22 protein-coding genes are annotated in these 22,575 nt (G+C 63.0%); 8 read left to right on the top strand and 14 right to left on the bottom strand.

All coding sequences use genetic code 11. The features are described from left to right. Window positions 1-32: 32 nt before the first annotated feature. On the bottom strand, window positions 33-1,895 hold the full coding sequence (ilvD, locus tag AUR_RS13220) for a dihydroxy-acid dehydratase (protein WP_021471698.1): 1,863 nt from the start codon (window positions 1,893-1,895) through the stop codon (window positions 33-35). Window positions 1,896-1,981: 86 nt separating this feature from the next. Between ilvD and AUR_RS13215 the strand changes: the two genes are divergently transcribed. After that, complete coding sequence (locus AUR_RS13215) at window positions 1,982-2,809, top strand: helix-turn-helix transcriptional regulator (protein ID WP_062095027.1); 828 nt, start codon at window positions 1,982-1,984, stop codon at window positions 2,807-2,809. Between the two features lie 48 nt (window positions 2,810-2,857). Here AUR_RS13215 and AUR_RS13210 read toward each other — a convergent pair whose 3' ends face one another. Continuing rightward, complete coding sequence (locus AUR_RS13210) at window positions 2,858-4,273, bottom strand: MFS transporter (protein ID WP_241650922.1); 1,416 nt, start codon at window positions 4,271-4,273, stop codon at window positions 2,858-2,860. 126 nt (window positions 4,274-4,399) lie between these two features. On the opposite strand from AUR_RS13210, the gene AUR_RS13205 reads away from it, so the two are divergent. Then, on the top strand, window positions 4,400-4,939 hold the full coding sequence (locus tag AUR_RS13205) for a hypothetical protein (RefSeq protein WP_031216292.1): 540 nt from the start codon (window positions 4,400-4,402) through the stop codon (window positions 4,937-4,939). Here the strand turns inward: AUR_RS13205 and AUR_RS13200 are convergent. The 3 genes from AUR_RS13200 to AUR_RS13190 form a co-directional block, all read right to left on the bottom strand. After that, on the bottom strand, window positions 4,936-5,676 hold the full coding sequence (locus tag AUR_RS13200; protein WP_062095025.1) for a GAF and ANTAR domain-containing protein: 741 nt from the start codon (window positions 5,674-5,676) through the stop codon (window positions 4,936-4,938). The genes AUR_RS13205 and AUR_RS13200 overlap by 4 nt on opposite strands. 65 nt (window positions 5,677-5,741) lie before the next feature. Then, entirely contained in the window at window positions 5,742-6,251 is a 510-nt protein-coding gene (locus AUR_RS13195; RefSeq protein WP_021471703.1) for a hypothetical protein, read from the bottom strand. Window positions 6,252-6,369: 118 nt separating this feature from the next. Then, entirely contained in the window at window positions 6,370-6,879 is a 510-nt protein-coding gene (locus AUR_RS13190) for a MarR family winged helix-turn-helix transcriptional regulator (RefSeq protein WP_021471704.1), read from the bottom strand. A 183-nt stretch (window positions 6,880-7,062) separates the two neighbouring features. On the opposite strand from AUR_RS13190, the gene AUR_RS13185 reads away from it, so the two are divergent. Continuing rightward, on the top strand, window positions 7,063-8,427 hold the full coding sequence (locus AUR_RS13185; protein ID WP_021471705.1) for an MFS transporter: 1,365 nt from the start codon (window positions 7,063-7,065) through the stop codon (window positions 8,425-8,427). Between the two features lie 86 nt (window positions 8,428-8,513). On the opposite strand, the gene AUR_RS13180 is transcribed toward AUR_RS13185, so the two are convergent. Continuing rightward, complete coding sequence (locus tag AUR_RS13180; protein WP_021471706.1) at window positions 8,514-9,608, bottom strand: LacI family DNA-binding transcriptional regulator; 1,095 nt, start codon at window positions 9,606-9,608, stop codon at window positions 8,514-8,516. 221 nt (window positions 9,609-9,829) lie between these two features. Between AUR_RS13180 and AUR_RS13175 the strand changes: the two genes are divergently transcribed. The 5 genes from AUR_RS13175 (at window position 9,830) to AUR_RS13155 (ending at window position 14,517) form a co-directional block, all read left to right on the top strand. Then, entirely contained in the window at window positions 9,830-10,654 is an 825-nt protein-coding gene (locus AUR_RS13175; protein ID WP_062098984.1) for an ABC transporter substrate-binding protein, read from the top strand. A gap of 85 nt (window positions 10,655-10,739) precedes the next feature. Further along, window positions 10,740-11,528, top strand: a complete 789-nt coding sequence (locus AUR_RS13170; protein WP_021471708.1) for an amino acid ABC transporter permease — start codon at window positions 10,740-10,742, stop codon at window positions 11,526-11,528. Next, window positions 11,525-12,322 (top strand): amino acid ABC transporter ATP-binding protein, encoded by a 798-nt coding sequence (locus AUR_RS13165; RefSeq protein WP_021471709.1) that lies wholly within the window; start codon window positions 11,525-11,527, stop codon window positions 12,320-12,322. Before AUR_RS13170 ends, AUR_RS13165 begins: the two co-directional genes overlap by 4 nt. Next, window positions 12,322-13,365, top strand: coding sequence for a Gfo/Idh/MocA family protein (locus AUR_RS13160; RefSeq protein WP_062095022.1), 1,044 nt, complete (start codon window positions 12,322-12,324; stop codon window positions 13,363-13,365). The genes AUR_RS13165 and AUR_RS13160 overlap by 1 nt, the downstream gene beginning before the upstream one ends. 39 nt (window positions 13,366-13,404) lie before the next feature. Then, entirely contained in the window at window positions 13,405-14,517 is a 1,113-nt protein-coding gene (locus AUR_RS13155) for an NAD(P)/FAD-dependent oxidoreductase (RefSeq protein ID WP_062095020.1), read from the top strand. 85 nt (window positions 14,518-14,602) lie between these two features. On the opposite strand, the gene AUR_RS13150 is transcribed toward AUR_RS13155, so the two are convergent. The 8 genes from AUR_RS13150 to AUR_RS13115 form a co-directional block, all read right to left on the bottom strand. After that, window positions 14,603-15,031 carry a hypothetical protein gene (locus AUR_RS13150; protein WP_128397176.1) on the bottom strand — a complete coding sequence of 143 codons (429 nt, stop codon included), beginning with the start codon at window positions 15,029-15,031 and terminating at the stop codon, window positions 14,603-14,605. 81 nt (window positions 15,032-15,112) lie between these two features. Then, on the bottom strand, window positions 15,113-16,264 hold the full coding sequence (locus AUR_RS13145) for an App1 family protein (RefSeq protein WP_021471713.1): 1,152 nt from the start codon (window positions 16,262-16,264) through the stop codon (window positions 15,113-15,115). A 66-nt stretch (window positions 16,265-16,330) separates the two neighbouring features. Then, window positions 16,331-17,593 carry an MFS transporter gene (locus tag AUR_RS13140; protein ID WP_062095016.1) on the bottom strand — a complete coding sequence of 421 codons (1,263 nt, stop codon included), beginning with the start codon at window positions 17,591-17,593 and terminating at the stop codon, window positions 16,331-16,333. Then, window positions 17,590-18,096, bottom strand: a complete 507-nt coding sequence (locus tag AUR_RS13135) for a MarR family winged helix-turn-helix transcriptional regulator (protein WP_375338539.1) — start codon at window positions 18,094-18,096, stop codon at window positions 17,590-17,592. Before AUR_RS13135 ends, AUR_RS13140 begins: the two co-directional genes overlap by 4 nt. Window positions 18,097-18,195: 99 nt before the next feature. Continuing rightward, window positions 18,196-19,077, bottom strand: coding sequence for an SMP-30/gluconolactonase/LRE family protein (locus AUR_RS13130; RefSeq protein ID WP_062095014.1), 882 nt, complete (start codon window positions 19,075-19,077; stop codon window positions 18,196-18,198). A gap of 25 nt (window positions 19,078-19,102) precedes the next feature. Beyond that, window positions 19,103-20,584, bottom strand: coding sequence for an MFS transporter (locus tag AUR_RS13125; RefSeq protein WP_062095011.1), 1,482 nt, complete (start codon window positions 20,582-20,584; stop codon window positions 19,103-19,105). A gap of 176 nt (window positions 20,585-20,760) precedes the next feature. Continuing rightward, the gene (locus tag AUR_RS13120) at window positions 20,761-21,012 is read right to left on the bottom strand and encodes a hypothetical protein (protein ID WP_021471718.1); all 252 of its coding nucleotides are present in this window, start codon (window positions 21,010-21,012) and stop codon (window positions 20,761-20,763) included. A 169-nt stretch (window positions 21,013-21,181) separates the two neighbouring features. Further along, window positions 21,182-22,471: an adenylosuccinate synthase gene (locus AUR_RS13115; RefSeq protein ID WP_062095009.1), complete on the bottom strand. Its 1,290-nt coding sequence runs from the start codon at window positions 22,469-22,471 to the stop codon at window positions 21,182-21,184. Window positions 22,472-22,575: the final 104 nt, after the last annotated feature.

Here is a 22,575-nt window from a genome sequence, read left to right as displayed (position 1 = left end):
GTGCCAACGGGTGGGGCGGCGCGGGTATTCCGCTAGAGGTTTTCCACCAGCGAGACGTCGCGCACTGCGCCCTTGTCCGCGGACAGAGCCATCGCGGCGTAGGCACGCAGGGCCGGGGATACCTGGCGGTCCCGGTTCTTGGGCTTGAAGCCTCCGTTGACCAGCAGCTTTTCGCGGCGTTCGGCGAGGATCTCCTCGGACACCTGCAGCTGCAAAGAGCGCTGCGTGATATCGATGCTGATGATGTCACCGTTCTCGACCAAGGCGATGTCGCCGCCGGAAGCGGCTTCCGGGGAGATGTGGCCGATCGACAGCCCGGACGTGCCGCCCGAGAAACGTCCGTCGGTGATGAGGGCGCACTTCTTGCCGAGGCCACGGCCCTTGAGGAACGACGTCGGGTACAGCATTTCCTGCATGCCCGGACCGCCGCGGGGGCCTTCGTAGCGGATGACCACCACGTCGCCTTCCTTGACCGTCTTGTTCAGGATCATCTCCACTGCTTCGTCCTGGGACTCGCAGACAATTGCCGGTCCTTCGAACTTCCAGATGGACTCGTCCACGCCGGCGGTCTTCACGACGGCGCCGTCCACGGCAATGTTGCCGCGCAGCACAGCCAGGCCGCCGTCCTTGGAATAGGCGTGTTCCACCGAGCGGATGCAGCCACCCTCGGCGTCAGTGTCCAGGGAGGTCCATTCGTTCGACTGAGAGAACGCCGTGGAGGAGCGTACGCCACCGGGCGCCGCGTGCCACAGCGCCTTTGCCTCCTCGGTGGCCTTGCCGCCGCGGATGTCCCAGTCATCCAGCCAGCCATCCAGGTCTGCGGAGTGTACGGAGTGCACGTTCTTGTGCAGGAGACCGCCGCGGTTCAGCTCGCCCAGCAGAGCGGGGATGCCGCCGGCCCGGTGGACGTCTTCCATGTAATAGGTCTTGTTCCCGGCAACGTTCGGGGCCACCTTGGCCAGGCAAGGCACCTGGCGGGACTTGGCATCCATCTCGGCCAGGCCGTAGTTCACGCCCGCTTCCTGGGCTGCGGCCAGGAGGTGGAGGATGGTGTTGGTGGAGCCGCCCATGGAGATATCCAGGGCCATGGCGTTGTCAAAAGCCTCGGCGGTGGCGATGTTGCGCGGCAGTACAGAGTCGTCGTCGCCGTCGTAATAGCGCTTCACGAGCTCGACGATCGTGGCACCGGCCTTCTCGTAAAGGGCTTTGCGGGCTGTGTGTGTGGCGAGCACGGAGCCGTTGCCGGGCAAGGCAAGCCCGATTGCCTCGGCGAGGCAGTTCATGGAGTTGGCCGTGAACATACCGGAGCAGGAGCCGCACGTGGGGCAGGCGTTTTCCTCGATGAGGTTGATGTCTTCATCGGAGATGGACTCATCAACGGCGTCGGCGATGGCGTTCACCAGGTCCAGGGAGCGCACGGAACCGTCGGTCAGGGTCACGCGGCCGGCCTCCATGGGGCCACCGGACACGAAGACAACAGGGATGTTCAGGCGCAATGCTGCCATGAGCATACCCGGGGTGATCTTGTCGCAGTTGGAGATACAGACCAGGGCGTCGGCGCAGTGCGCGTTGACCATGTACTCCACGGAGTCGGCAATCAGGTCGCGGGACGGCAGGGAGTAGAGCATGCCTGAGTGGCCCATCGCGATGCCGTCGTCCACGGCGATGGTGTTGAATTCGCGGGGTACTGCGCCGGCGGCGAGGATCGCATCAGAGACGATGCGGCCCACGGGGGCGAGGTGGGTGTGACCCGGAACGAACTCAGTGAAGGAGTTGGCCACGGCGATGATCGGCTTTCCGATATCCGAGTTGGCGACGCCGGAGGCACGCAGCAGTGCGCGGGCTCCAGCCATATTGCGGCCATGGGTAACTGTCTTTGAACGAAGTGCAGGCATGTCTACCATCCTGCTGTTGTTCCAGGACCGGCGGAAGACGGTGCTGCTACTAGTAGTGAAAGTACCAGAGTAATAGTGTTGAGTTCGTGAAAGACGAGAGGCGCAAGGAACTGGGACTCTTCCTCAGGACCCGCCGCAACCAAGCCCTTCGTTCGGACTACGGCCTGCCGCCGGTGGGGCGTTCCCGCGAGCGCGGCCTTCGACGGGAAGAGATCGCGTTCCTCTCCGGCGTCAGTGTTACTTGGTACACATGGCTGGAGCAGGGCCGGGACATCAGTCCCTCGCGGCAGGTTCTTGAATCCATTGCGAGGGCCCTTCATCTCTCCAACACTGGACTCAGCTACGTGCTTTCCTTGGGCGGCTATTCTTCTGCACTGCCAAAGGGACCCGTCGCGGCCGACGCTCCCGCCCATGTGCAGCGCCTTTTGGACGCCTTGGACCCCAACCCCTCCTACGCTTTGTCCCCGGATTGGGGAATTGCCGGCTGGAATCGGGCGTACGAGGCGCTGTATCCCAATATCGGCACGTTTGACGCCTCGGACCGGAACCTGCTGTGGCTGGTCTTCACCGACCCCTTCATCCGCGATCTTCTCCCCGATTGGGACGTCACCAGCAAGCGGTTCCTGGCAGAATTCAGGGCTGAAACAGGGCAACGCCTAGGCGACCCGGATGTCGCGTACCAGGTTGGCCGGCTCAAGGAAGCCAGCCCGGAGTTTCAGGAGAGCTGGGACCGGTACGACATTCTGGGCTTCGAATCCCGGGAGCGCCAGTTTCACCACCCCGCCGTCGGCGTCCTGCACATGGAGCACCACCAGGTCTCGCCGTCGGACAGGCCTGACCTGCACATAGTCGTCTACACGCCGGCACCGGGGAGCGACGCCGGCGCGCAGATGAAGCGGCTGATGGAAAGCTAAGCTACGCCGTTTGCGCGGTGTCAACTGCTCTTCCCGGCCTGGCAGCCACTACCTGCCAGGCGGGGCTGCGAGGTGTTCGTTGTCCAGCTGAGACGTTTCGGGGGTCGCATTCCTTCCAGCCGTTATTCTCCCCAGGATCAGCACCAGTGCCAGTGCTACGAGCACGGGTATGCAAACAGAGAAAACATTGGTGCCGGTGTCTGCGCCAAGGCCAATGAGCATCCCGCCGAATATGGGACCCACCACCGATCCGAGCCTGCCCAAGGAAGCTGCCCATCCCACGCCCGCGGTAACAGTTGCTTGAGGGTATAGAGTCACCGCCACAGCCGCCTGGCCGATCATGCCGGCTTGGAGCCCAAGTCCGACGCCACCGAAAACAATCAGCAACAACGCCTTGTCCGGACCGAGGAATGCGGAAATCACCAGGAACACGACAGCTGCGGCCGAAGTGCAGGCCAAGACTGAAGTCATCCGGCGGCGACGTGATCCGAGAAGCAGCACACCGGCGCCCACAATGCTACCTACACCCAAGGCCGCCGATCCCAACGGGGCCATGCCAGGTCCAAAGCCGTAGCTGGTGAGCAGCGTGGGCAGCCACGATGAGAACACGTAGTAAACAGCGAATATCAGGAATGAGAATGACCACAGCAGAAGCGTCTTGCTCCGTACGGGTTTATCGAAAAGGCGGGACACTGCGGCGTGATGCTTGGCCTCGGAATGATTTGCGGGCGTGATCGACTCATGTCGGCCCGATAGTCCGATCCACAAAAACGGCAGGAGTACACCCGAAGCAATGGCTCCGAGGATGAACACCCACCCCCACCCGAGCGCACTGATAACCACGCCACCTGCGAGGCCGGCGATCAGGGCCCCAAACGAAATACCCGTCATCACCACCACCGCGATCGATTGGCGCAAACGCAATGGATTGGTGGCGGTGGCATGTGATACAGCCGCGGGCAGCACCGCACCCAACCCCAGGCCTGTCAGGAATCGGAGGATCGTCAGCTCCACTATTGAACCTGACCACGCTGTCAACAGCGAGCCAATCGTGAAGAGCGCAACGGCGGAAAAGATGACATTGCGAGTGCCCAGTTTTGCCACCAGGCGCCCCACCGCCATATAGCCAATGGCAACCCCCGCACTGGTTAGAGCCAGGGCCGGGGTGAAATGGGCGGGCTCAACCCCCCACGCCTTTGACATGGATGGGATGGACACCCCCAACGCGACAGTATCGAATCCATCAAGCACTACAGCGGCAAATGTTAGGCAAAGTACCCACCAGTTAGGTTTGACCTCATCCTGCATCACGTGTTCTCTCGTTGTGTCCATGGGCATCCTTAGAGTTTCGAGGGCTTCGAAGATGAAGCAAGGCATCACAGCGGTAATCCCGGAGCCGCATTCACAGAATGCCTTGGTGCAAAATATCTTAGCAGTGTGATTCTTTGAAGTGATGGATTTCACGCTTCAGCGTTTCTCATCACGCGAGCGGTTCGGGGGCTGGAAAGAAAGTACTAAGTCTGCTTACTATGTTGGCGTGCTGTTGATCGGCACACCCGCATCTTTCCCACGGAAGCAAGGACGGTCATCATGGCAGGAAATCTCTTGGCCCGCTCGATTCATGATCTGACAGCAGCGGCATGGTTCGGAGGATCCCTCATGGGAGCCATCGGCTTGAACGGCGCCGCCGCCGAGGCCACCGATCCCGCCGAACGGACACGCCTTTCCAGCAAGGGCTGGATGAAGTGGGCACCCATCCAGACCGCAGCCTTCTCCGCACACCTGTTGTCCGACCTCGCGATTGCCTGGGAAAACAAGGGACGGATCGCCAAGCAGGACAGCGTGGCGGGGGACACGGTCCTGAAGACCGCGGTCACCGTAGCCGGCGCCGCGGTCACACTCTACGCAGGCATCCTCGGCAAGAAGGTTGACAAACTGGCCGACGAGGGCGCCCGGGGCGCAACCGAGCCGCGGCCGGATGCATCAGATGAGCTGAAGGCAGCCCAGAAACAGCTGAAAGCGCTCCAGTGGGCCATCCCCGCTTTTGCAGGCTGGGTCATCGTACTTGGCGCCAAGCACGGCGAGATGCAGCGGCCTAAGAATGTGCTCGCCGGGCTGGTGCAGCACTAGTCATCAAAGTGCGTCCTCGCTTCTTCGATGTTGCCCGCGAGACTGCGGAGCATGTCGCGGGCAACATCGTGAAGCTTCTGGTTGCGGTTTTGGGACGCCCGCAGCATCACCGCAAAGGCTTCTTCCTGCGAACACCGGTTTTGTGACATAACGATGCCTGTTGCGAGGTCGATGACCGTCCTGCGCTCCATGGCTGCTTTCAAGTCCTTCGCCAAAAGATCCGCTGTAGCTATACGCAGCGCCAACCTCAAGGCCTGGCTCGCCATGTCAGCGAAAGTCACCGCTTCTTCGATGATCCCCTCCGTAAAGAGGTCGGCGACGTCGGAGAAGAAATTCAGTCCTGCGGAGGCATCATCGCCCAGTTCCATCGGCACGCCGAGCGCACTGCGTGCACCGGCGACAGTCAGGTTGCGCGCATACTCCGGCCATCGAGTCTCAGTGGCCGCGTCGATCACCACTACAGGCACACCGGTCCTCAAAGCCTCCATGCACGGGCCGTCGTCGAGCCTCTGTTCAATCCCGTCAAGCAGGATGGCGTCATCACTGCTGCCGGCTATTGTTGCTGCCCGCTTCCGGCGGTGCAGCGTCACTGCGCACTCGACCTGCACGCCAGTGGCCCGCGTTAGGGCCCGTGCAGCGTACTTGGTGGTTCCATTCAAGAAACCCTTGAGGTCTTCCTTGCCGTCAATCAACTGATGAAGGCGTTGGAAATCTTCATTCTGCTCGTCGGTTTCCACAGCATTGATCCTAGAAGCAACAAACTGAAATCGCCATTGGATAGGCGAGTATCCTTGTAGTCCTGCTAGCCCAGGAGTTCCTTGAGGTCAGGTTCGGTCAAGCCTGAAGCCAATTGGAGGTCCCGGCCCTCAACACCGGCCAAGGTGGCCTGCCGGACCGCATGACCCAGCGACTCTTTTGCAGAGTCCATCTCCCATTGCAGCGACTCCACCAGGGCAGCAGCCGTCCAGACGCTGCCCACGAAATCACTGGCCTCCGCGTCCATCCGGAAACCGCAGGAGCACGCCCAAGCCGGCCAGACCTCACCATCGGAGCGACCGCTCGTGACGGGCCCGGGCGACACCGAGAGGGACATTGCGGCTCCACAGTGCATGGGACTTCCGGCCGCCGGGACGTGGCCCATCTCAGCCATTTGGCTCAGCCCCGCCTCGCGAACCAGACTGGAACCGACCTCGGCAGCAGGCTCCGCGCCGGAAACGTTCGAAGATTCCGTCAACGTTTCCACCTCGGCAGCTTGCTCCGCCAAGGAAACCAGTTCGATGACACCGTCCACGGCGTCGCCACCTTCATTCATTGGGCGTTCGTTCGCACCGGGGCCATGCAGTACTGCTGTCATAACAACCACCCAATCTCGCTAAGCTGCAAAGTAACTCGATAAACTAGTTATATTGCTTTTTTAGCTGGGTGTCCATTCAGGATTTACGAAGCTCCGCAACGCCGAGCTTGCCCACCCCTTCGGCGAGCCTGCCCAGGAAGGATGCAACCGCCTCCGCCTCGTCCGGGGTCAGGGAGTCAGCTTCAGCGGCTATGAGGTCACTCAACGCAGCAAGTGCGGGGTACGGCTCAAGAGCGAGGGAAACCGGACGCAGAATAACCGAACGGCGATCACTCGGATGCCTTTCGCGTCGAATGTGGCCCGAGGCTTCAAGCCGGTCGATCAGCATAGTGGTGGCCGCAGACGTAATGCCCAGACGCTCACTCAAGTCGCGGGGGCTGACAGCCAGCCCCTCCTTTTCGGCGTCGAAGACGATCTGGAGGGCAACGATGTCCGTATCTCCAACGCCGCTCTGCGAGCGATTGCGACGACGCCATTCATTAATGGCGCGCTGAAGGTCATGAAGGGAGGCCACCGCATGCGCGCCCGTCACCTTCTGGTTTCCAAGGTCGAACCAGTCTTCCTGAAAAACACTTCGCGGGTCCATGTCCACTTTCCTAGCTAGCCGTGTATTTCGCGAATCAAGGTTTATCCGGTTTAACGAGGTTACACGGAATCCGGGGGGCCGGTTGCCGGGAGTCCACCTTTTGACGTAACGCAGATCACGAACTATGATTTATGAATCGATTCAACCGCAGCATCCTTGCCAATGACGACTAAGGAGATCCACGTGAGCGTCATGCACCGAAGGGAAACAATTCCCACCCCGGGAGACACCCCGATCGACACCACCCCGGGCCGGAAAGATCCCAAGAAGGCCGCGATGAGCGGTTGGATCGGAAGCGCCCTGGAGTACTACGACTTCGCCTTGTACTCCCTGGCAGCCACACTCCTCTTCCCCACCATCTTCTTCCCCACGGAGAACCCGACCGTGGGCATCATCGCCTCCCTTGCCACCTACGCCGTCGGCTATGTTTCACGGCCGCTCGGAGCCGTAGTCCTGGGCGCTTATGGCGACAAGCAAGGGCGCAAGAAGGTTCTGGTCTTCGCCATGCTGCTCATGGGCTTCGCGACCTTCGCCGTGGGCCTGCTTCCCACCTATGGACAGGTTGGACTCCTTGCGCCGCTGCTGCTGGTGATCCTGCGCCTCATCCAGGGCTTCGCGGTAGCCGGCGAACTCGGCGGCGCAAGCGCCATGATTGTGGAGCACTCCCCTGATGGGAAACGCGGCTTCTTCGCCAGCTTCAGCCTCCAAGGCACCCAGGTGGGCTCCATCCTTGCCACGGCAGTCCTGATTCCGCTGGCTGCCTTGCTTCCCGAAGAGCAGTTCCACTCCTGGGGTTGGCGCCTGCCGTTCCTTCTGAGCGCCTTAGTGATCGTGGCGGGCTACGTCATTCGCCGCCGCGTGCAGGAGCCTCCCGCCTACGTGGCGCAGTCAGGCGACGCGACAGCCAAGCGCCGCTTCCCGTTGGTTGACCTGCTCCGCACGCACCCGTGGGTACTGGTCCGATGCATCGCGATGACCTTTACCAACGTGATCGGCATGGCAACCCTCATCTTCGGTGTCTCCTACGCAACGCAAAAGGGCTACGGCATCGGGTTCTCCAGCAGCGAGTTCCTGTGGGTCACCCTGGCCGCCAACGTCGCCGCCGTCGTCACCATTCCGCTCTTCGGCGCACTGTCCGACCGCATCGGCCGCCGAACCCTCATGGTTGCCGGCGGACTCGCGGGCGGCCTGCTCACCATGGGCTACCTGTATGCGATCCAGCTGGGCAGCCTGCCGCTGGTCTTCGTTTGCGTCGTTATTGTCCAGGGCATCTTCTTCCAGATGTGGAACGGCACGTTCGCCACGTTCTTCCAGGAGCAGTTCCCCATGCGGATCCGTGTCACTGGTTTCGCTGTCTCCCAGAACATCGGACTCATGATTGCCTCGTTCTTCCCGAGCCTCTTCACCGCAATCGCCCCTCCGGGTTCCAGCAACATCCCCATGGTCATCGGATTGACCACACTGGGCATCTGCGCTGTTGCCGCCGTCGCCACGATGCTTTCCGCCGATACCAAGGGCAAGACCCTTGAGGACCTCGAAGCCCGGTAACCAGGAAGCCCAGTAACAAAGAGGTCCGCTGACAAAGCCATCGGTGTGGAAGCAAAAGCTGCTTCCACACCGATGGCGCTGCCCGTTCAACCAAGGGACAGAGTCCCCTCCAAAGCCGTTCGGGGAGCTCCAACTGATCCGCGCTGGATGAGCCGCGGGTGCAGCTCCGGGCCGGATGCCGCCGCTGGCCTCCCCTCAATTTTCCGGATCAGCGCCGAGGCAGCAGCCCTGCCCATCTCATACACCGGCTGGGCGATCACGGTGAGCGGCGGAGAGATGAGCCGGGTCCAAGCGAAGTCGTCGTACATGATGAAGGAGATGTCATCCGGAATCCGGAGGCCTGATTCCTGGATTGCTTCAACAACACTGAGTGCGATCAGGCCGTCTGAGGCGATGATGGCCGTGGCGGGGTCCGGACCGGTGACCAGATCGCGGGCAACGGCCTTGATGGACCCGGCGTCCCCGGCGTTGAGGCGGACCAAGTCAGCGGGGAAAGGGAGCGCCTGCTCTTGGAACGCACGGCGCATACCGTCCACGCGGTCCGCGATCTGCGAAGACTCCAGCGCCATTCCCTCCCGGTAGGGCTGCTCCGATTTGAGGGTGGAAACGAACGCTATCCGCAGGTGGCCGAGCCCGATGAGTTGCTTGGTGGATTCATAGGAAACCGGACCCATATCCACGGCGAAGGTCTCAACCTCCAACCCCTCCGCCGCCCTGTCCAGGAGGACCAGCGGACGCCCGGACTCCTGGACCTCCCGGAGGTGCGGAAAATCCGTGGAGGAAGCGGGCGCGACGATCAGTCCGTCCACTCGTTTGTCCAGCAGTACACGGACGGCATCCACTTCGGCCTGCTTCTCCTCGTCGGTGTTGATGAGGATGACGTTGTAACCACTCTTTTTTGCCGTGTCCGTGATGCCGCGGGTGGCGAGGCCGAAGTGCGGGTTTTCGATGTCACCTACCACCACCCCAAGGGTGTTCGAGCGTCCCGTGTTCATGCTCCGGGCCAACTCGTTGGGACGGTAGCCGAGCTCTTCGGCAGCTGCAAGGACACGCTCGCGGACGTCATCGCTGACGGCTCCATAGTTCCCCAAAGCACGCGCTGCTTGTGCTTTGGACACTTTCGCGGCCTTGGCGACGTCGGCAACCGTTACGTCCCGCCGTCGGGATCCTTCAGTGCTCATGTTCACCTTTCACGGGGGTGTTGACGCGGCTTTGTGAGTTCCGCTACATTCGTTCAAACGATGTGAGTCCGGTCTCAATTTTAGGCGGTGAGACCGGACTCAACAAGACTCAACATCGAGCAAGATCTCCCGGCTGCCTCCGACAGCACCGCATCCCTCCCACGATTGGACACGCTGTGATCAAACTGAAGTTCCGCCCCGCTGCGTTCGCAGCCGCAGCAATGGCGGCCGTCATTGCCCTCTCCGGCTGCGGAGGCTCCTCCGCGGGGAGCTCCCCTTCCGCCGACAACCCCTACGGCCTGATCGAACCCGGCACCATCCGGGTCGCAAGCCTTGGCGACTCAAAGCCTTACACCTTCACCGACAGCTCCGGAAACTTCACGGGGTTCGATGTTGAACTCTTCAAGGACGTCGCACATCACGCCGGAGTGGACAACGTAGTCTTCACCGGACAGGACTTCTCCGGGCTGCTCGCCGCCGTCGCCAACGGCCAATTCGACGTCGGAGTCGCAGCAATCGGCATTACCGACAAGCGCAAGGAAACGGTCGACTTCTCCGAGGGCTACCTGGCCGGCTACCTCACGGTCATCACCACCAAGACCTCGGGCATCAAGGACGTTGACGGGCTCAACGGCAAGCGCCTCGGCGTAGTCCAGGGAACGCTCCAGGAAGCCTACGCGGTGAAGAACTTCACTTCCTCGCAGCTGGTCCGCTTCCCCGACAACAACACGGCCATCTCGGCAGTGAACAGCGGAGCAGTGGACGCGCACTTCCTGGACTACGAAGCCGCCAAGTCCTACCAGGACCAATTTGGCCTGGTCAGCGCCGCGGACATCCCTTCCTTCGATGCCCCTGCCGGTTTTGCGATCGCCAAGAACAAGCCGGAGTTCAAGGAGGCCCTGAACAAGGGGCTCGCCGAAGCCATGGAAGACGGCACGTGGAAGAAGCTCTACCAGAAGTGGTTCCCGGGATCTCCCATGCCGGAGCAGTACCTGCCCAAGGCAGAGCAGACTTCCAGCCCTTCCCCGGCTGCCAGCAGCAAGTAATCCAACAGGGCGGGCCGCCACGATGCACCCTACCGGCGGCCCGCCCGGCAGAAACACAAATCCAACTACCGACTGAGAGCATTCAATGGATTGGCTCAATACCATCAGCCGCACGTTCTTCGACTTCAACGCCATGGTCGAAGTACTGCCCCAACTCCTCGGAGTTGGCCTCCTCAACACCCTCATCATCTCCATCGCAGCCACCATCCTTGGCGTCGTGATGGGCATGGTGGTGGCCGTCATGGGCATCTCACGCTCAAAGTGGCTCCGCATTCCCGCACGGATCTACACCGACCTGTTCCGCGGCCTGCCCGCCATCCTCACCATCCTCCTGATCGGGCAGGGATTCGCCCGTTTGAGCCAATCGGTCTTCGGGCCCTCCCCCTACCCCCTGGGCATCATCGCCCTGAGCCTCATCGCCAGTGCCTACATCGGGGAAATCTTCCGCGCCGGCATCCTGAGCGTGGACAAGGGCCAAGGCGAAGCCTGCCGCGCCCTGGGCATGAGCTACAGCAAGTCCATGGCCTTGGTTGTGGTGCCGCAAGGTGTGCGCCGCGTACTCCCTGCCTTGGTGAACCAGTTCATCGCCATCGTGAAGGACTCCTCCCTGGTGTACTTCCTGGGGCTGCTGGTCAGCGAGCGCGAATTGTTCAGGGTTGGCCAGGACGCCGCAGTGCTGTCCGGCAATCTCTCACCACTGGTCATGGCAGGCATCTTCTACTTGGTGATCACAGTGCCGCTGACCCACCTCGTCAACTACTTCGACAACAAGTTCCGGACCGGCCGCCGTCGTCCCACAGCCCCGACCAGCGGCCTGAAGGAAGTCAAGGAACTCGACGCGGCTTCGCCGCTCATCTCCGGGAGCAACACGTGAACCTCACCAGCAGCACCAGCGCCGGCACCAGCAAAAGCGCCACCACCGCGCCGGACATCGAAAAGTTCCACGGTTCCAGCCTGGAACTGCGAAGCCTGACCATGGCCTACGGCGATGTGGACGTCCTCCGCAATGTCAGCCTTACAGTCGCGCCGGGAACCACCACCTGCATCATCGGCCCCTCCGGCTCCGGCAAGTCCACCCTCCTGCGGGGCGTGAACCGCCTGCATGAGCCGAAGAGCGGCGATGTCCTCTTGGCCGGAGAAAGCGCTCTGCAGGTCAAACCGGACATTCTCCGGGCCCGGATCGGCATGGTGTTCCAGCACTTCAACCTTTTTCCTGACCATACGGCGTTGGACAACGTGGCCTTGGCGCTCTGGAGCGTCAAGGGCATGTCCAAGGCGGAGGCCAGGGAACGGGCGCGGCGCCGGCTTGCCGAAGTAGGCCTGGCTGAACGTGCGGACCACCGTCCGAGGGACCTTTCCGGCGGCCAGCAGCAGCGCGTCGCCATTGCCCGCGCGTTGGCCATGGAACCCGAGGTGATGCTTTTCGACGAAGCAACCAGCGCCCTGGACCCGGAGCTGGTCAAAGGCGTCCTGAACCTGATGGCCGGACTTGGACGACGCGGTATGACCATGCTGGTGGTCACCCATGAGATGAACTTCGCCCGCAAGGTTGCGGACCAGGTGGTGTTCATGGACGAAGGAGAAGTTGTGGAGATGGGCCCGCCCACTGAACTGTTCGACAACCCGCGCAGCGAACGCCTGCAGCGGTTCCTTTCGGAAGTCCTGTGATGGGCGCCGCGATTAACGCACCTATCCGCACCGCCGTCGTCGGGTTCGGCGTCTCCGGCAAGGTTTTCCACGCACCGCTGATTGCGGCGGACCCTGCCTATTCGCTGGATGTGATCGTGACGGCGGATCCCCGGCGCGCTGCGGAGGCAGCACGGCTCTACCCGGAAGCACGGATCGTCGGGACGTCTGAGGAATTGTTCGCCTTGTCCGGGCAGCTGGACCTGATGGTCCTCGGAACCCCGCCACTGACCCATATGGAACTCGGGGCTACGGCAATCGCGCATGGGCTCAACCTGGTGGTGGACAAGCCCTTTGTCACCACAGCGGCCCACGGCGAGGAGCTGCTGGCACGGGCGTCCGACGCCGGGGTGCAGCTGACGGTCTTCCAGAACCGCCGGTGGGACGCCGACTTCCTGACGCTGCGGAAGCTGCTGGACGAGGGAGCCCTCGGAGAAGTCCGCACTTTTGAGTCCCGGTTCGAGTGGTGGCGCCCGGAAGGCTTCGGCAATTGGCGTGACTCGGCAACGCTGGCCGAAGGCGGCGGAATCCTCCATGACCTCGGAGCGCACGTGATCGACCAAGCCATCCAGCTGTTCGGCCCCGTTGCGGAGAGCTACGGCGAAACTGCCAACCACGGCCCGCATCCAGAGGCCGCCGACACTGAAGCTTTTGTGTCCCTGCGGCACGAATCGGGCGTCCGGTCCCGGCTGTGGATGAACGGCATGGCCGCCCAAGTGGGCCCCCGCTTCCATGTGCTTGGCTCAAAGGCCGGGTACACCAAGTGGGGACTGGACGGTCAGGAACCCGCCCTGGCAGCGGGCGTCACGCCGTCGGACCCTTCCTACGGAAGCGAACCCCAGGAGTCTTGGGGGCTTCTGGGAGTGGACGGCTCCGCCGCGCCTGTTCCGCCCGAAAAGGGCAGCTACCCGCGGTTCTATTCCGAACTCGCCGCTGCGCTGCGCGGCCGCGGCCCACTGCCTGTCCAGGCTGCTGAAGCCCTTGAGACCCTGCGGGTCATCGAGTCAATCCACGCCTACGCCTGACCCCGCAAGTTTTCCAACCTTGAGATGAAAGGGAGAACCATGTCCTCCACCAAGCACGTTGCCGTCATCGGAGGCGGCATCCTGGGTGTTTCCACCGCTGTCCACCTGCTCCGCGGGGGCGCTTCGGTCACCCTGTTGACCGAACAGGGCCTGGCCAGCGAAGCCACCGGACGCTCATTGTCCTGGCTCAATTCGGCCGGCGAGCGCTCAACGCCGTACCACCAGCTGCGCGTGGCGGGCGTGGACCGCTACCGCACCCTGTTCGCGGCCGACCCCACCCGTGAATGGTTGCAGTTCGGCGGGGGCCTCATGTGGAACGCCGCCGGTCACAAGGAAGCCACCGAGGCACGCCACGCCTACGAGGAGTCGATCGGCTACGACTCGAAGCTCCTGGCACCGGAAGACATCGCCAAGGTCACCCCTGGCATCGATTCCGGCGCCGTTCCTGAGAACGCCATCTTCAACCCCGGTGAGGGGTGGGTCAGCCTCCCGGACCTGGTTAATTTCCTCATGGAGGAGTTCCACTCCTTGGGCGGCCGGCTGGTCCTTAACGCGGGCAAGGTTTCGGTGACGGTCGACGGCGGCAAGGCCGCCGGCGTCGAAACCTCCGGCGGTGCCACCTACGCAGCGGACGCGGTCCTCGTGGCGTGCGGCGCGGCTACTCCCGGCGTGGTGAAGCCCCTCGGGGTGGAAATCCCCAATGGTTCGCCCGTGTCCATGCTGGTTGTCACCAAACCGGTGGAGCACCGCGTGACCGCCGTAATGAACACCCCCCGCGCGGCGGTGCGTCCCAACCCCGGCCGGACGTTCGCGCTGGACCATGACTGGTACGAGGAGCACATTACCGAGCACGCCGACGGTTCCTTCACTATCCCGGATGACATCGTCCAGGAACTGGCGGATGAATCGTCCAAGCTGATCGACGGCAATCCGGAGTTGAGGCCTGCGTCGTGGAGGATCGGCTACAAGCCGATCCCGGGCGACGGCGAACCGGTGTTCGGCGAACTGGGACAGGTGCCCGGCTGCTTTGTTGCGTTCACGCACTCGGGGGCGACGCTGGGGCTGATCGCCGGCGAGTTGCTCTCCGGGGAGATCCTGACGGGCCGGAAGCACCCGATGCTGGCCACGTTCCGCCCGGGCCGCTTCTCCTAGGGCGGTTGTTCGCAGCTCATCCTGACCCGGACTCGATATGAAAGGAGCCCCGGCAACGCGCCGGGGCTCCTTTCATGGTGTGTGCTTACGCCGGCAACTCCAGCCGGAACCCGCAGTCCATGCACTGCAGGACTTTGGTGCCGAGCCGAACGTCCAGCAGCACCAGCTCTTCCGCTCCAACAGGCTTGGCGGTGATGCTCCGCCGGACTTCGACGGGAATGGGAACCATGGGATCGCCACAATGAAGGTAGCTGTCTCCGAAAACAATCAGCCCTTCAAGGTTTTCCTTCGTGTTCAATTTCGAAGCCACTTCGCGCAAGGGAGTGAAGTGGGACTGGGCAAGGCCGCAGTCGGCGCAGGTGTAAGCAACAGCCACCAACAGGCCGACGTTGTGCGCGTGGACCGAATCAATGGAGTGCAGCACCAGATGCTCGTCCGATTGGCAGCGGGAGCACCACATGCGCTCTCCCTGGGGCAGGGACATTCCGTCCGATAAACCGTCTGCCTTTCCCATCGCCTCCACCTCCATAAAGTAAGTATCCTTACTAAATGATAGCGCAGAAGTGAAGCGGACGGCAGTACTGCGGCACAAGGACTAGTCGGCGCCTCCCGGGACGTCCTCGCCCGGCAGCTCTGTTGGCCGTGGGCCGCTGGTAATGATGCCGAGCTCTTCCAGCTGGTCGGACATACCCGCACCGTCGGGTGCATAGATCCACGGGACACCGGGGGTCGGTCCGGCGTCGGATGACCGGCCACCGGCAAGGACCGCCTCGCCGACTGACAGCTGCCTGATGGCGATGGCGCACACATTCTCCGGATGCCGCTGGGCGAACTCGGTGTAAATGGCAACGTCATGCTGGCCATCGTCGCCCACCAACAGCCATTTGATGTGCGGGAACTCCTCGGCCAGCCGTTCCAGGCTTCCCTCCTTGTGCTCCCTTCCGCTGCGGAACCACCGGTCCGTCGTGGGTCCCCAGTCCGTGAGCAGCTTAGGCCCGGCCGGATAAAGGTTGCGCGAGAGGAAGCGGGAAAGGGTAGGGGCTACGTTCCAAGCACCCGTGGACAAATACAACACCGGAGCTTCCGGAGCGCTCCGCACGATTCTCTCGTAGAGCACCGCCATGCCCGGAGTCGGGGTGCGGGCGTGCTCGTTGAGCACAAACGTGTTCCAAGCGGCCAGGAAGGGCCGGGGCAGGGCGGTCACCATCACGGTGTCGTCAATGTCGGAGATGAGTCCAAAATCAGCGTCGTCCGGAACGATCTGCACCGGAGCTTCCACAACGTCGGATTCGCCCGATTGGAGGCTTACCTTGTGCCAACCAGCCGCCAGGTTAGCGGGAATCCGGGCGTCCACCACTCCCCCGCGGTCCGCCTCGACGTCGTGGACTTCTCCGCCCACCGTGATGCGGACGGCAGCGTGCGCTACCGGCGCGCTAGTAAAGTTGCGCCAACCGCGCATCCCCTCCGTCAGGGGCCGCTTCGAGCCATTCCCCGAATTGCCGATGTCCCGTGGATCGCTTCGCACCACCCTGGCGAGCACGCGCACCCAGGACGTCGTTCCATACCCCGTATGCGGAACGACCGTCACTACGTGACCCCTCCGGATGGCGAGGCGGGTCTGGAACCGCAACCACGCGTCGTCGAGCCTTGCAGCCAAGTGGCGGCTGCCCTCCTTGACGGACGACGCCGGGTGGCCGGTTTCGAGGGAATCGGACGGTGTGCGCGGTGCCTGGGAACGTGAACGCATGGCTTTAGTCTGGCACGGGCAGGCGATGCGTTCCGTTACCCGGCTTCACTTTGGGGCTCGGCACGCCTAGGAAGCCTCGGCAGGGCGCCGCCGCGTCCACACGTTGCGGACGTGCTGCCGGAGGGTTTTCTCACTGCGGCGGCTGACCAGGATCACGCACGCCACACCGGTCACCAGGACCACCGCGCCGCCCGCCGCAACCGACCACCGTGCTCCGAATTCGGTACCGATCCATCCCATCAGGGGCGCCCCGATCGCCGTGCCGCCCTGCAGGATCGCAAGGTACAACGCGAGAACGCGGCCACGGAACTGTGGCTCCACGGACAGCTGGATGGTGGTGTTGCAGCTATTGAGGAATGTGATGGAGGCAAGGCCCACAGGAATCAGCACCACTGCGTAGACCCAGAAGCTTGGCGCGACGCTTGCTGCCAAGGTGAAGATGCCCAGGCTCAGGGCCCCTCCCAGCAGGAACCTCAACCGGGGACCCGAGCGCCTCGCTGCCAGCAACGCACCGGCCAGGGTTCCGATGGCCATAATGGATCCCAGCGCACCGAACTCCTCCGGGCCCATGCCGAACTCTGCTGTGGCCATCAGGGAGTTGGTCACCGGGAAGTTCATGCCGAAAGCGCCCAGCAGGCCCACCATCACCATGATCAGCGTGAGGTCAGGGCGTTGGCGCACATACTGCAGTCCGTCGAGGAACTGGTGCTTTCCGCGTGCCACCGGCGTGGCCGGCTCCAGTTGGGAGACCTTGACCCGGAGCAGGGAGATGATGACGGCAACGAAGCTCGCAGCATTGAGGATGAAGACCGGCCCGGTGCCGATCCACGCAATCAGGACGCCCGCGATCGCCGGACCGGTCAGGCGGGCGCTGTTGAAGGACGCCGAGTTGAGGGCTACGGCGTTGGAGAGCTTCTCCGGGCCGACGAGTTCTGAGACGAACGCTTGCCGGGCGGGAGCATCCATGGCTGCAGCCAGGCCCAAAGCGGCCGCGGCGATGTAGACGTGCCATAGTTCAGCCACTCCGGTGACCACCAGCAGTCCGACGATGAGTCCACAGATGCCCATGGCAGCCTGTGTCCACAGCAAGATGACGCGCTTGCGGTAGCGATCGGCGAGCACGCCGGCATAGGGACCGAACAACAGCATGGGAAGGAACTGCAGCGCCGTGGTGATGCCTACCGCCGTACCCGAATGGTCGGTGAGGATGGTCAGGACCAGCCAGTCCTGGGCCACGCGTTGCATCCACGTACCGATGTTGGAGACCAGCGCGCCGCCTGCCCAGACCCGGTAGTTGGGGTTTTCCAAGGCTTTGAACATGGCACTCACTTGGCACTCATCTCCTGCATGATGAGGGCCGCCCGGCTCAGCGTGAGCCGATCCTCTTCGCTAAGCCCGGCAACGCGCTGGGCAAGCCATGCCGTTCGCTGGCTGCGGGCCTCGGCAAGGGCTTCCCTTCCCGCTTGCGTGATGCTGACCTGCACCTGCCGGCCGTCGCCGGGATGCGCTTGCCGGGACACGAACCCCTGGTCCGTCAGCGCGTTGACGATGCGGGTCATCGAGGGCGCCTGGACGTGCTCACGCTCAGCGAGCTCCCTCAGCGTCTGCGATCCCGCACTGAGGTGGGCGAGCACGGTGTATTGACCCGGAGTGATGACGTCACCCGTGGCTTCGATGCGCAGGCGCCGGGACGTGCGCATCACAGCTGTTCGAAGGTCGATGGCAAGGAGATCCGGCTGGACGCCCGGATCGTTTATTGGATCGGCTGGTGCTATGGCTCCGGTCAAATGGGATCCGGTCGCGTTGGTTTCGCTCGCGTTGGTTCCGGTCAAGGGGAGGCGCCTCCTGAGGTCGGCATAATAGTTAGCAGTGCTAATTAGCTCCGCTAACTATTATGCTCCTCCCCTCAGCACCCTGTCCATGGAATGTGATCAGGCTTGCTTGCGACTGATCGTGCAGTCCGTCGTTCCCGTCCGAAGGCGGTAGAGCGAAGTGGTAGCCGTGATGTAGAGATCCTGCCCGTCGGGCCCGCCGAAGCAGAGGTTGGACACCTTCTCGGGAAGTTCGACGGCGGCCAGCAGACCGCCGTCTGGGGCGTAGACACGGACCGAGGCTCCACCGGACGTCCAGACCCTGCCCTCAACATCCACCCGGAAGCCATCCGAAGGCCGGTCGTCCTCCAGCTCGACGAACGTTCGTCCAGTTCCGCAGGTCCCGTCCTCAACGGGGTAGGCCGCAATGCGGTACGGCGATCCGCGGTCCGGGCCGGCGGTGTCCGCGACATAAAGGATCGACTCGTCCGGGGAAAATGCTAAACCGTTGGGATGGATCAAGTCGGTGACAACAGCGGTCAATTCAGGGGTGGCCGGGTCGAAGCGAAAAACATAACAACCGCCATACTCCTGATCGCCCTCATGGCCTTCCACAGTTCCGGGCAGAATGCCGTACGGCGGATCCGTGAACCACACCGCGCCGTCACTGGCCACCACAACATCGTTGGGCGAATTGAGCCGGTGCCTGCCGAACAAATCCACCAAAGGCGTCACCACGCCGTCGTGATCCCGTTCCACCCGCCGCCTCCCGTGGCTGCACTGGACGACGCTGCCGTCGCGGTCCAGGGTCCGTCCGTTGGTGAACTCGACGCCGGTGGCATACTCCCGGGTTTGGCCGGTTTCAGAGTGGAATTCGAGGATCCGGTTGTTGGGGATGTCGCTCCAGCGGACGGTTTGGGTTGCCGGGATCCAGACGGGCCCTTCTGCCCAAATAGTGCCCTCGAACAACTTCTCCACGGTGCCCGTGATCAGCTCTTCCACGCGGTGTCCTTCCAATGGTTTCGGTCTAGCGTTCCGACTCGGTTGCTTTCGCTCCAATATCCGCAGGCATTGAGTCACGGTCGGAGGCTTCCGCAGTTTGCCGGCCTTTCGCAGCTTCCCCTGGCATGGCCAGGACCGCGACGACGGTCAACGCAGCGCTGACGAGCACTGCAAAGAAAACTGCCGTCGAAGCCGCGCCGGTACTTTGCGGGTTGGGCCCGCCGCTACTGGCATAAATGGCGTTGGCAACGGCGCCGAAAACCGCGACGCCGATGGAACTGCCGATGGATCGGGCAAACAGGTTGGTGCCCGTGACCACGCCGCGCTCGTTCCACTCAACGCTCGTCTGGGCCGCGATGAGGCTCGGAGTAGCAACGAGCCCCAAACCCAGTCCCACCACGAAGCAGGCCGCTGCCACCAGCAGGACACTGGGGGAAGACGCCGTGAGGGCCAGGATTCCGGTGCCGGCAACCGTAATGAAGATCCCGATGATCGCCGTGTTCCGGAACCCGATACGGAGGTAGAAGCGGCCTGCCTGGGATGCACTGATGGGCCAACCAAGCGTCAGCGCCGCCAATGCCAGCCCGGCCAGGAGCGGCGAGGTGGAAAGGGCGCCTTCAAGGAACGTCGGCACGTACGTGGTGAGGCCAAGCATCACGGCACCGATCCCGAACGCGACCAACGCCGTCGTGGCCAGCAGCCTGCGGGAGACCACCCACGGCGGAAGGACCGGTTCCGCGGCCTTCCGCTCAACCAGCAGGAAGGCGGAGAAGAGGACGGCGCCGATGACGAAGACACCGATGCTGATAGGAGAGTTCCACGCCCAAGCCTGGCCTCCCTCGAGTGCGCCGAGAATGAGGAGGCTCAGTGCCGTGGTGAGGAGCGCAGCACCCAGGTAGTCGATCCGATGGTTGGTGCGATCGACGTTCTCGTGGAACGTCCGGACTAGCACCCAGCCCGCCAGGATGCACAGGGGAATGTTGATGAAGAAGATCCAGCGCCAGATCTCCAAGGATGCGAAGACGCCGCCGAGCGTTGGCCCCACCACGGAGGAAACGGCCCACACACTGGCAAGGTAGCCTTGGACCTTCGCCCGCTCGGCCAACGTGTAGATGTCGCCGGCAATCGTAATCGCCACCGGCTGCACCGCACCTGCGCCCAAGCCCTGCAGCACCCTGAAGCCGATGAGCGCGGGCATGCTCCACGCCAGGCCGCACAAGATGGAGCCGAGCAGGAAGAGCCCGATGCCGGCAAGGATAATCGGCTTCCGGCCCAGGACATCGGAGAGCTTCGCGTAGACCGGGACCGACACTGCCTGGGCCAGCAAGTACGCCGAAAACAGCCAAGGGAAAGAAGAGAAGCCGCCGATGTCTTCCACGATGGACGGGACCGCCGTAGCCACGATCGTTGCGTCAATGGCCACCAAGCCCGTAGCCAGCATCAGCGCAATGAGAATCGGTCCCCGTTTGGAACGGAAGCCGACACCGTCCTCGATCTCCGTGCTCATACCCCTTCAACCGTCCTCAACTCGTCGCGTCCGTGCTGGTGCTCCACAAGCGTGCTGGTTCCCCAAGAAGAGGTAACCCCGCGGGTGGCCGAATTAGTCCCGGGTTTGGAAATAAGAAAGACGGCCGCCAACGTGACGGCCGTCTTTTTAGGAGACAACGCTCTATTCGGGCAGGCTCAGTAGTTGTAACCGAAGCTGCCGATGTACTTCTGTTGATATTTGTTCCAATGGCACGCGGTAACATTGGTGACTTTGCCGCCATAAGCCTGAATCGCTGCACGGAGCTTCGTCGCGCATGCAGAGTTGGTGCTCTGGACTACCTGGTACGTGTTGTAGTCGGCGTGCGCCGGCGCGGCGAGCACCAACGTCCCTGCACCCAGAGAAAGCCCTACCGCCGCAGTTGCAAGGACAGTACGGAACTTCTTCATCTTTACCCCCTGTTTGGATTGCTCGTGCATTTCACCCTATTGGGGTCAGCCCGGGCCCGGAAATGGGCAGAAGTCCCCAAGGTACATGACACTCGCAACAGCGGCGGGCCGCCCCCAAGGTTCCTTTCGAACCCAAGGGCGACCCGCCGTCGTCGTAATTCAGCGAGGGTTAGTCGTTGATCAAGTCGTGGACAACGATCGTCTGGTCGCGGTCCGGGCCGACGCCGATGGCCGAGAAGCGCGTACCGGAGAGCTTCTCGAGGGCCAGCACGTAGTTGCGCGCGTTCTCGGGCAGGTCTTCCAGGGTGCGGGCGCCTGTGATGTCCTCGGTCCAGCCGTCGAAGTACTCGAAGATCGGCACCGCGTGGTGGAACTCGGTCTGCGTCATGGGCATCTCGTCATGGCGGACGCCGTCAACGTCGTAGGCCACGCAGACGGGAATCTGCTCGATGCCGGTCAGGACGTCCAGCTTGGTGACGAAGTAGTCCGTGAAACCGTTGACGCGGGAGGCATGGCGGGCCAGGACGGCGTCGTACCAGCCGCAGCGGCGCGGACGGCCGGTGTTCACACCGAACTCGCCACCGGTCTTCTGCAGGTAGACGCCCATCTCGTCAAAGAGCTCCGTGGGGAACGGGCCGGCGCCGACGCGGGTGGTGTACGCCTTGATGATGCCGATGGAGCGGGAGATCCTGGTGGGGCCGATGCCCGAGCCCACCGAGGCGCCGCCGGCCGTCGGGTTGGAGGAGGTCACGAACGGGTAGGTGCCGTGGTCCACGTCCAGGAACGTTGCCTGTCCGCCTTCCATGAGCACAACCTTGCCCTCATCCAAAGCGTTGTTGAGTTCGAAGGTGCTGTCGATCACCAACGGGCGCAGGCGCTCGGCGAAGGACAGGAAGTACTGAACGATCTCTTCGATCTCGATGTCCCGGCGGTTGTAGACCTTGACCAGGAGTTCGTTCTTCTGGCGGAGCGAACCTTCCACCTTCTGGCGGAGGATGGATTCGTCGAAGACGTCCTGGACGCGGATGCCCAGGCGGGCCACCTTGTCCATGTAGGCCGGGCCGATGCCGCGGCCCGTGGTGCCGATGGCGCGCTTGCCGAGGAAACGCTCGGTGACCTTGTCCAGCACCTGGTGGTACGGAGCCACGAGGTGGGCGTTCGCTGAGACGCGGAGGCGGGAGGTGTCTGCGCCGCGGGCTTCGAGGCCATCGATTTCCTGGAACAGGGCCTCGAGGTTCACCACGCAGCCGTTGCCAATAATCGGAATGGCGTTGGGGCTCAGGATGCCTGCGGGGAGGAGCTTGAGCTCGTACTTCTCGCCGCCCACCACCACGGTGTGCCCGGCGTTGTTGCCGCCGTTGGGCTTGACCACGTAGTCAACGCGGCCACCGAGCAGGTCGGTTGCTTTGCCTTTGCCTTCGTCGCCCCACTGGGCTCCTACGATCACGATTGCGGGCATGGGATCCTCCCCCATTCTTTCGGGCCGGGCCGCAGGGCCTGGCGCCGTACATGAGAACGCCCCGACAGTACTTGGCACAGCCTGCCGCGTACGGCGGCATACGC

Source organism: Paenarthrobacter ureafaciens (assembly GCF_004028095.1).
Lineage (GTDB): Bacteria > Actinomycetota > Actinomycetes > Actinomycetales > Micrococcaceae > Arthrobacter > Arthrobacter ureafaciens.
This window is presented reverse-complemented; position numbering and strand designations above follow the sequence as displayed.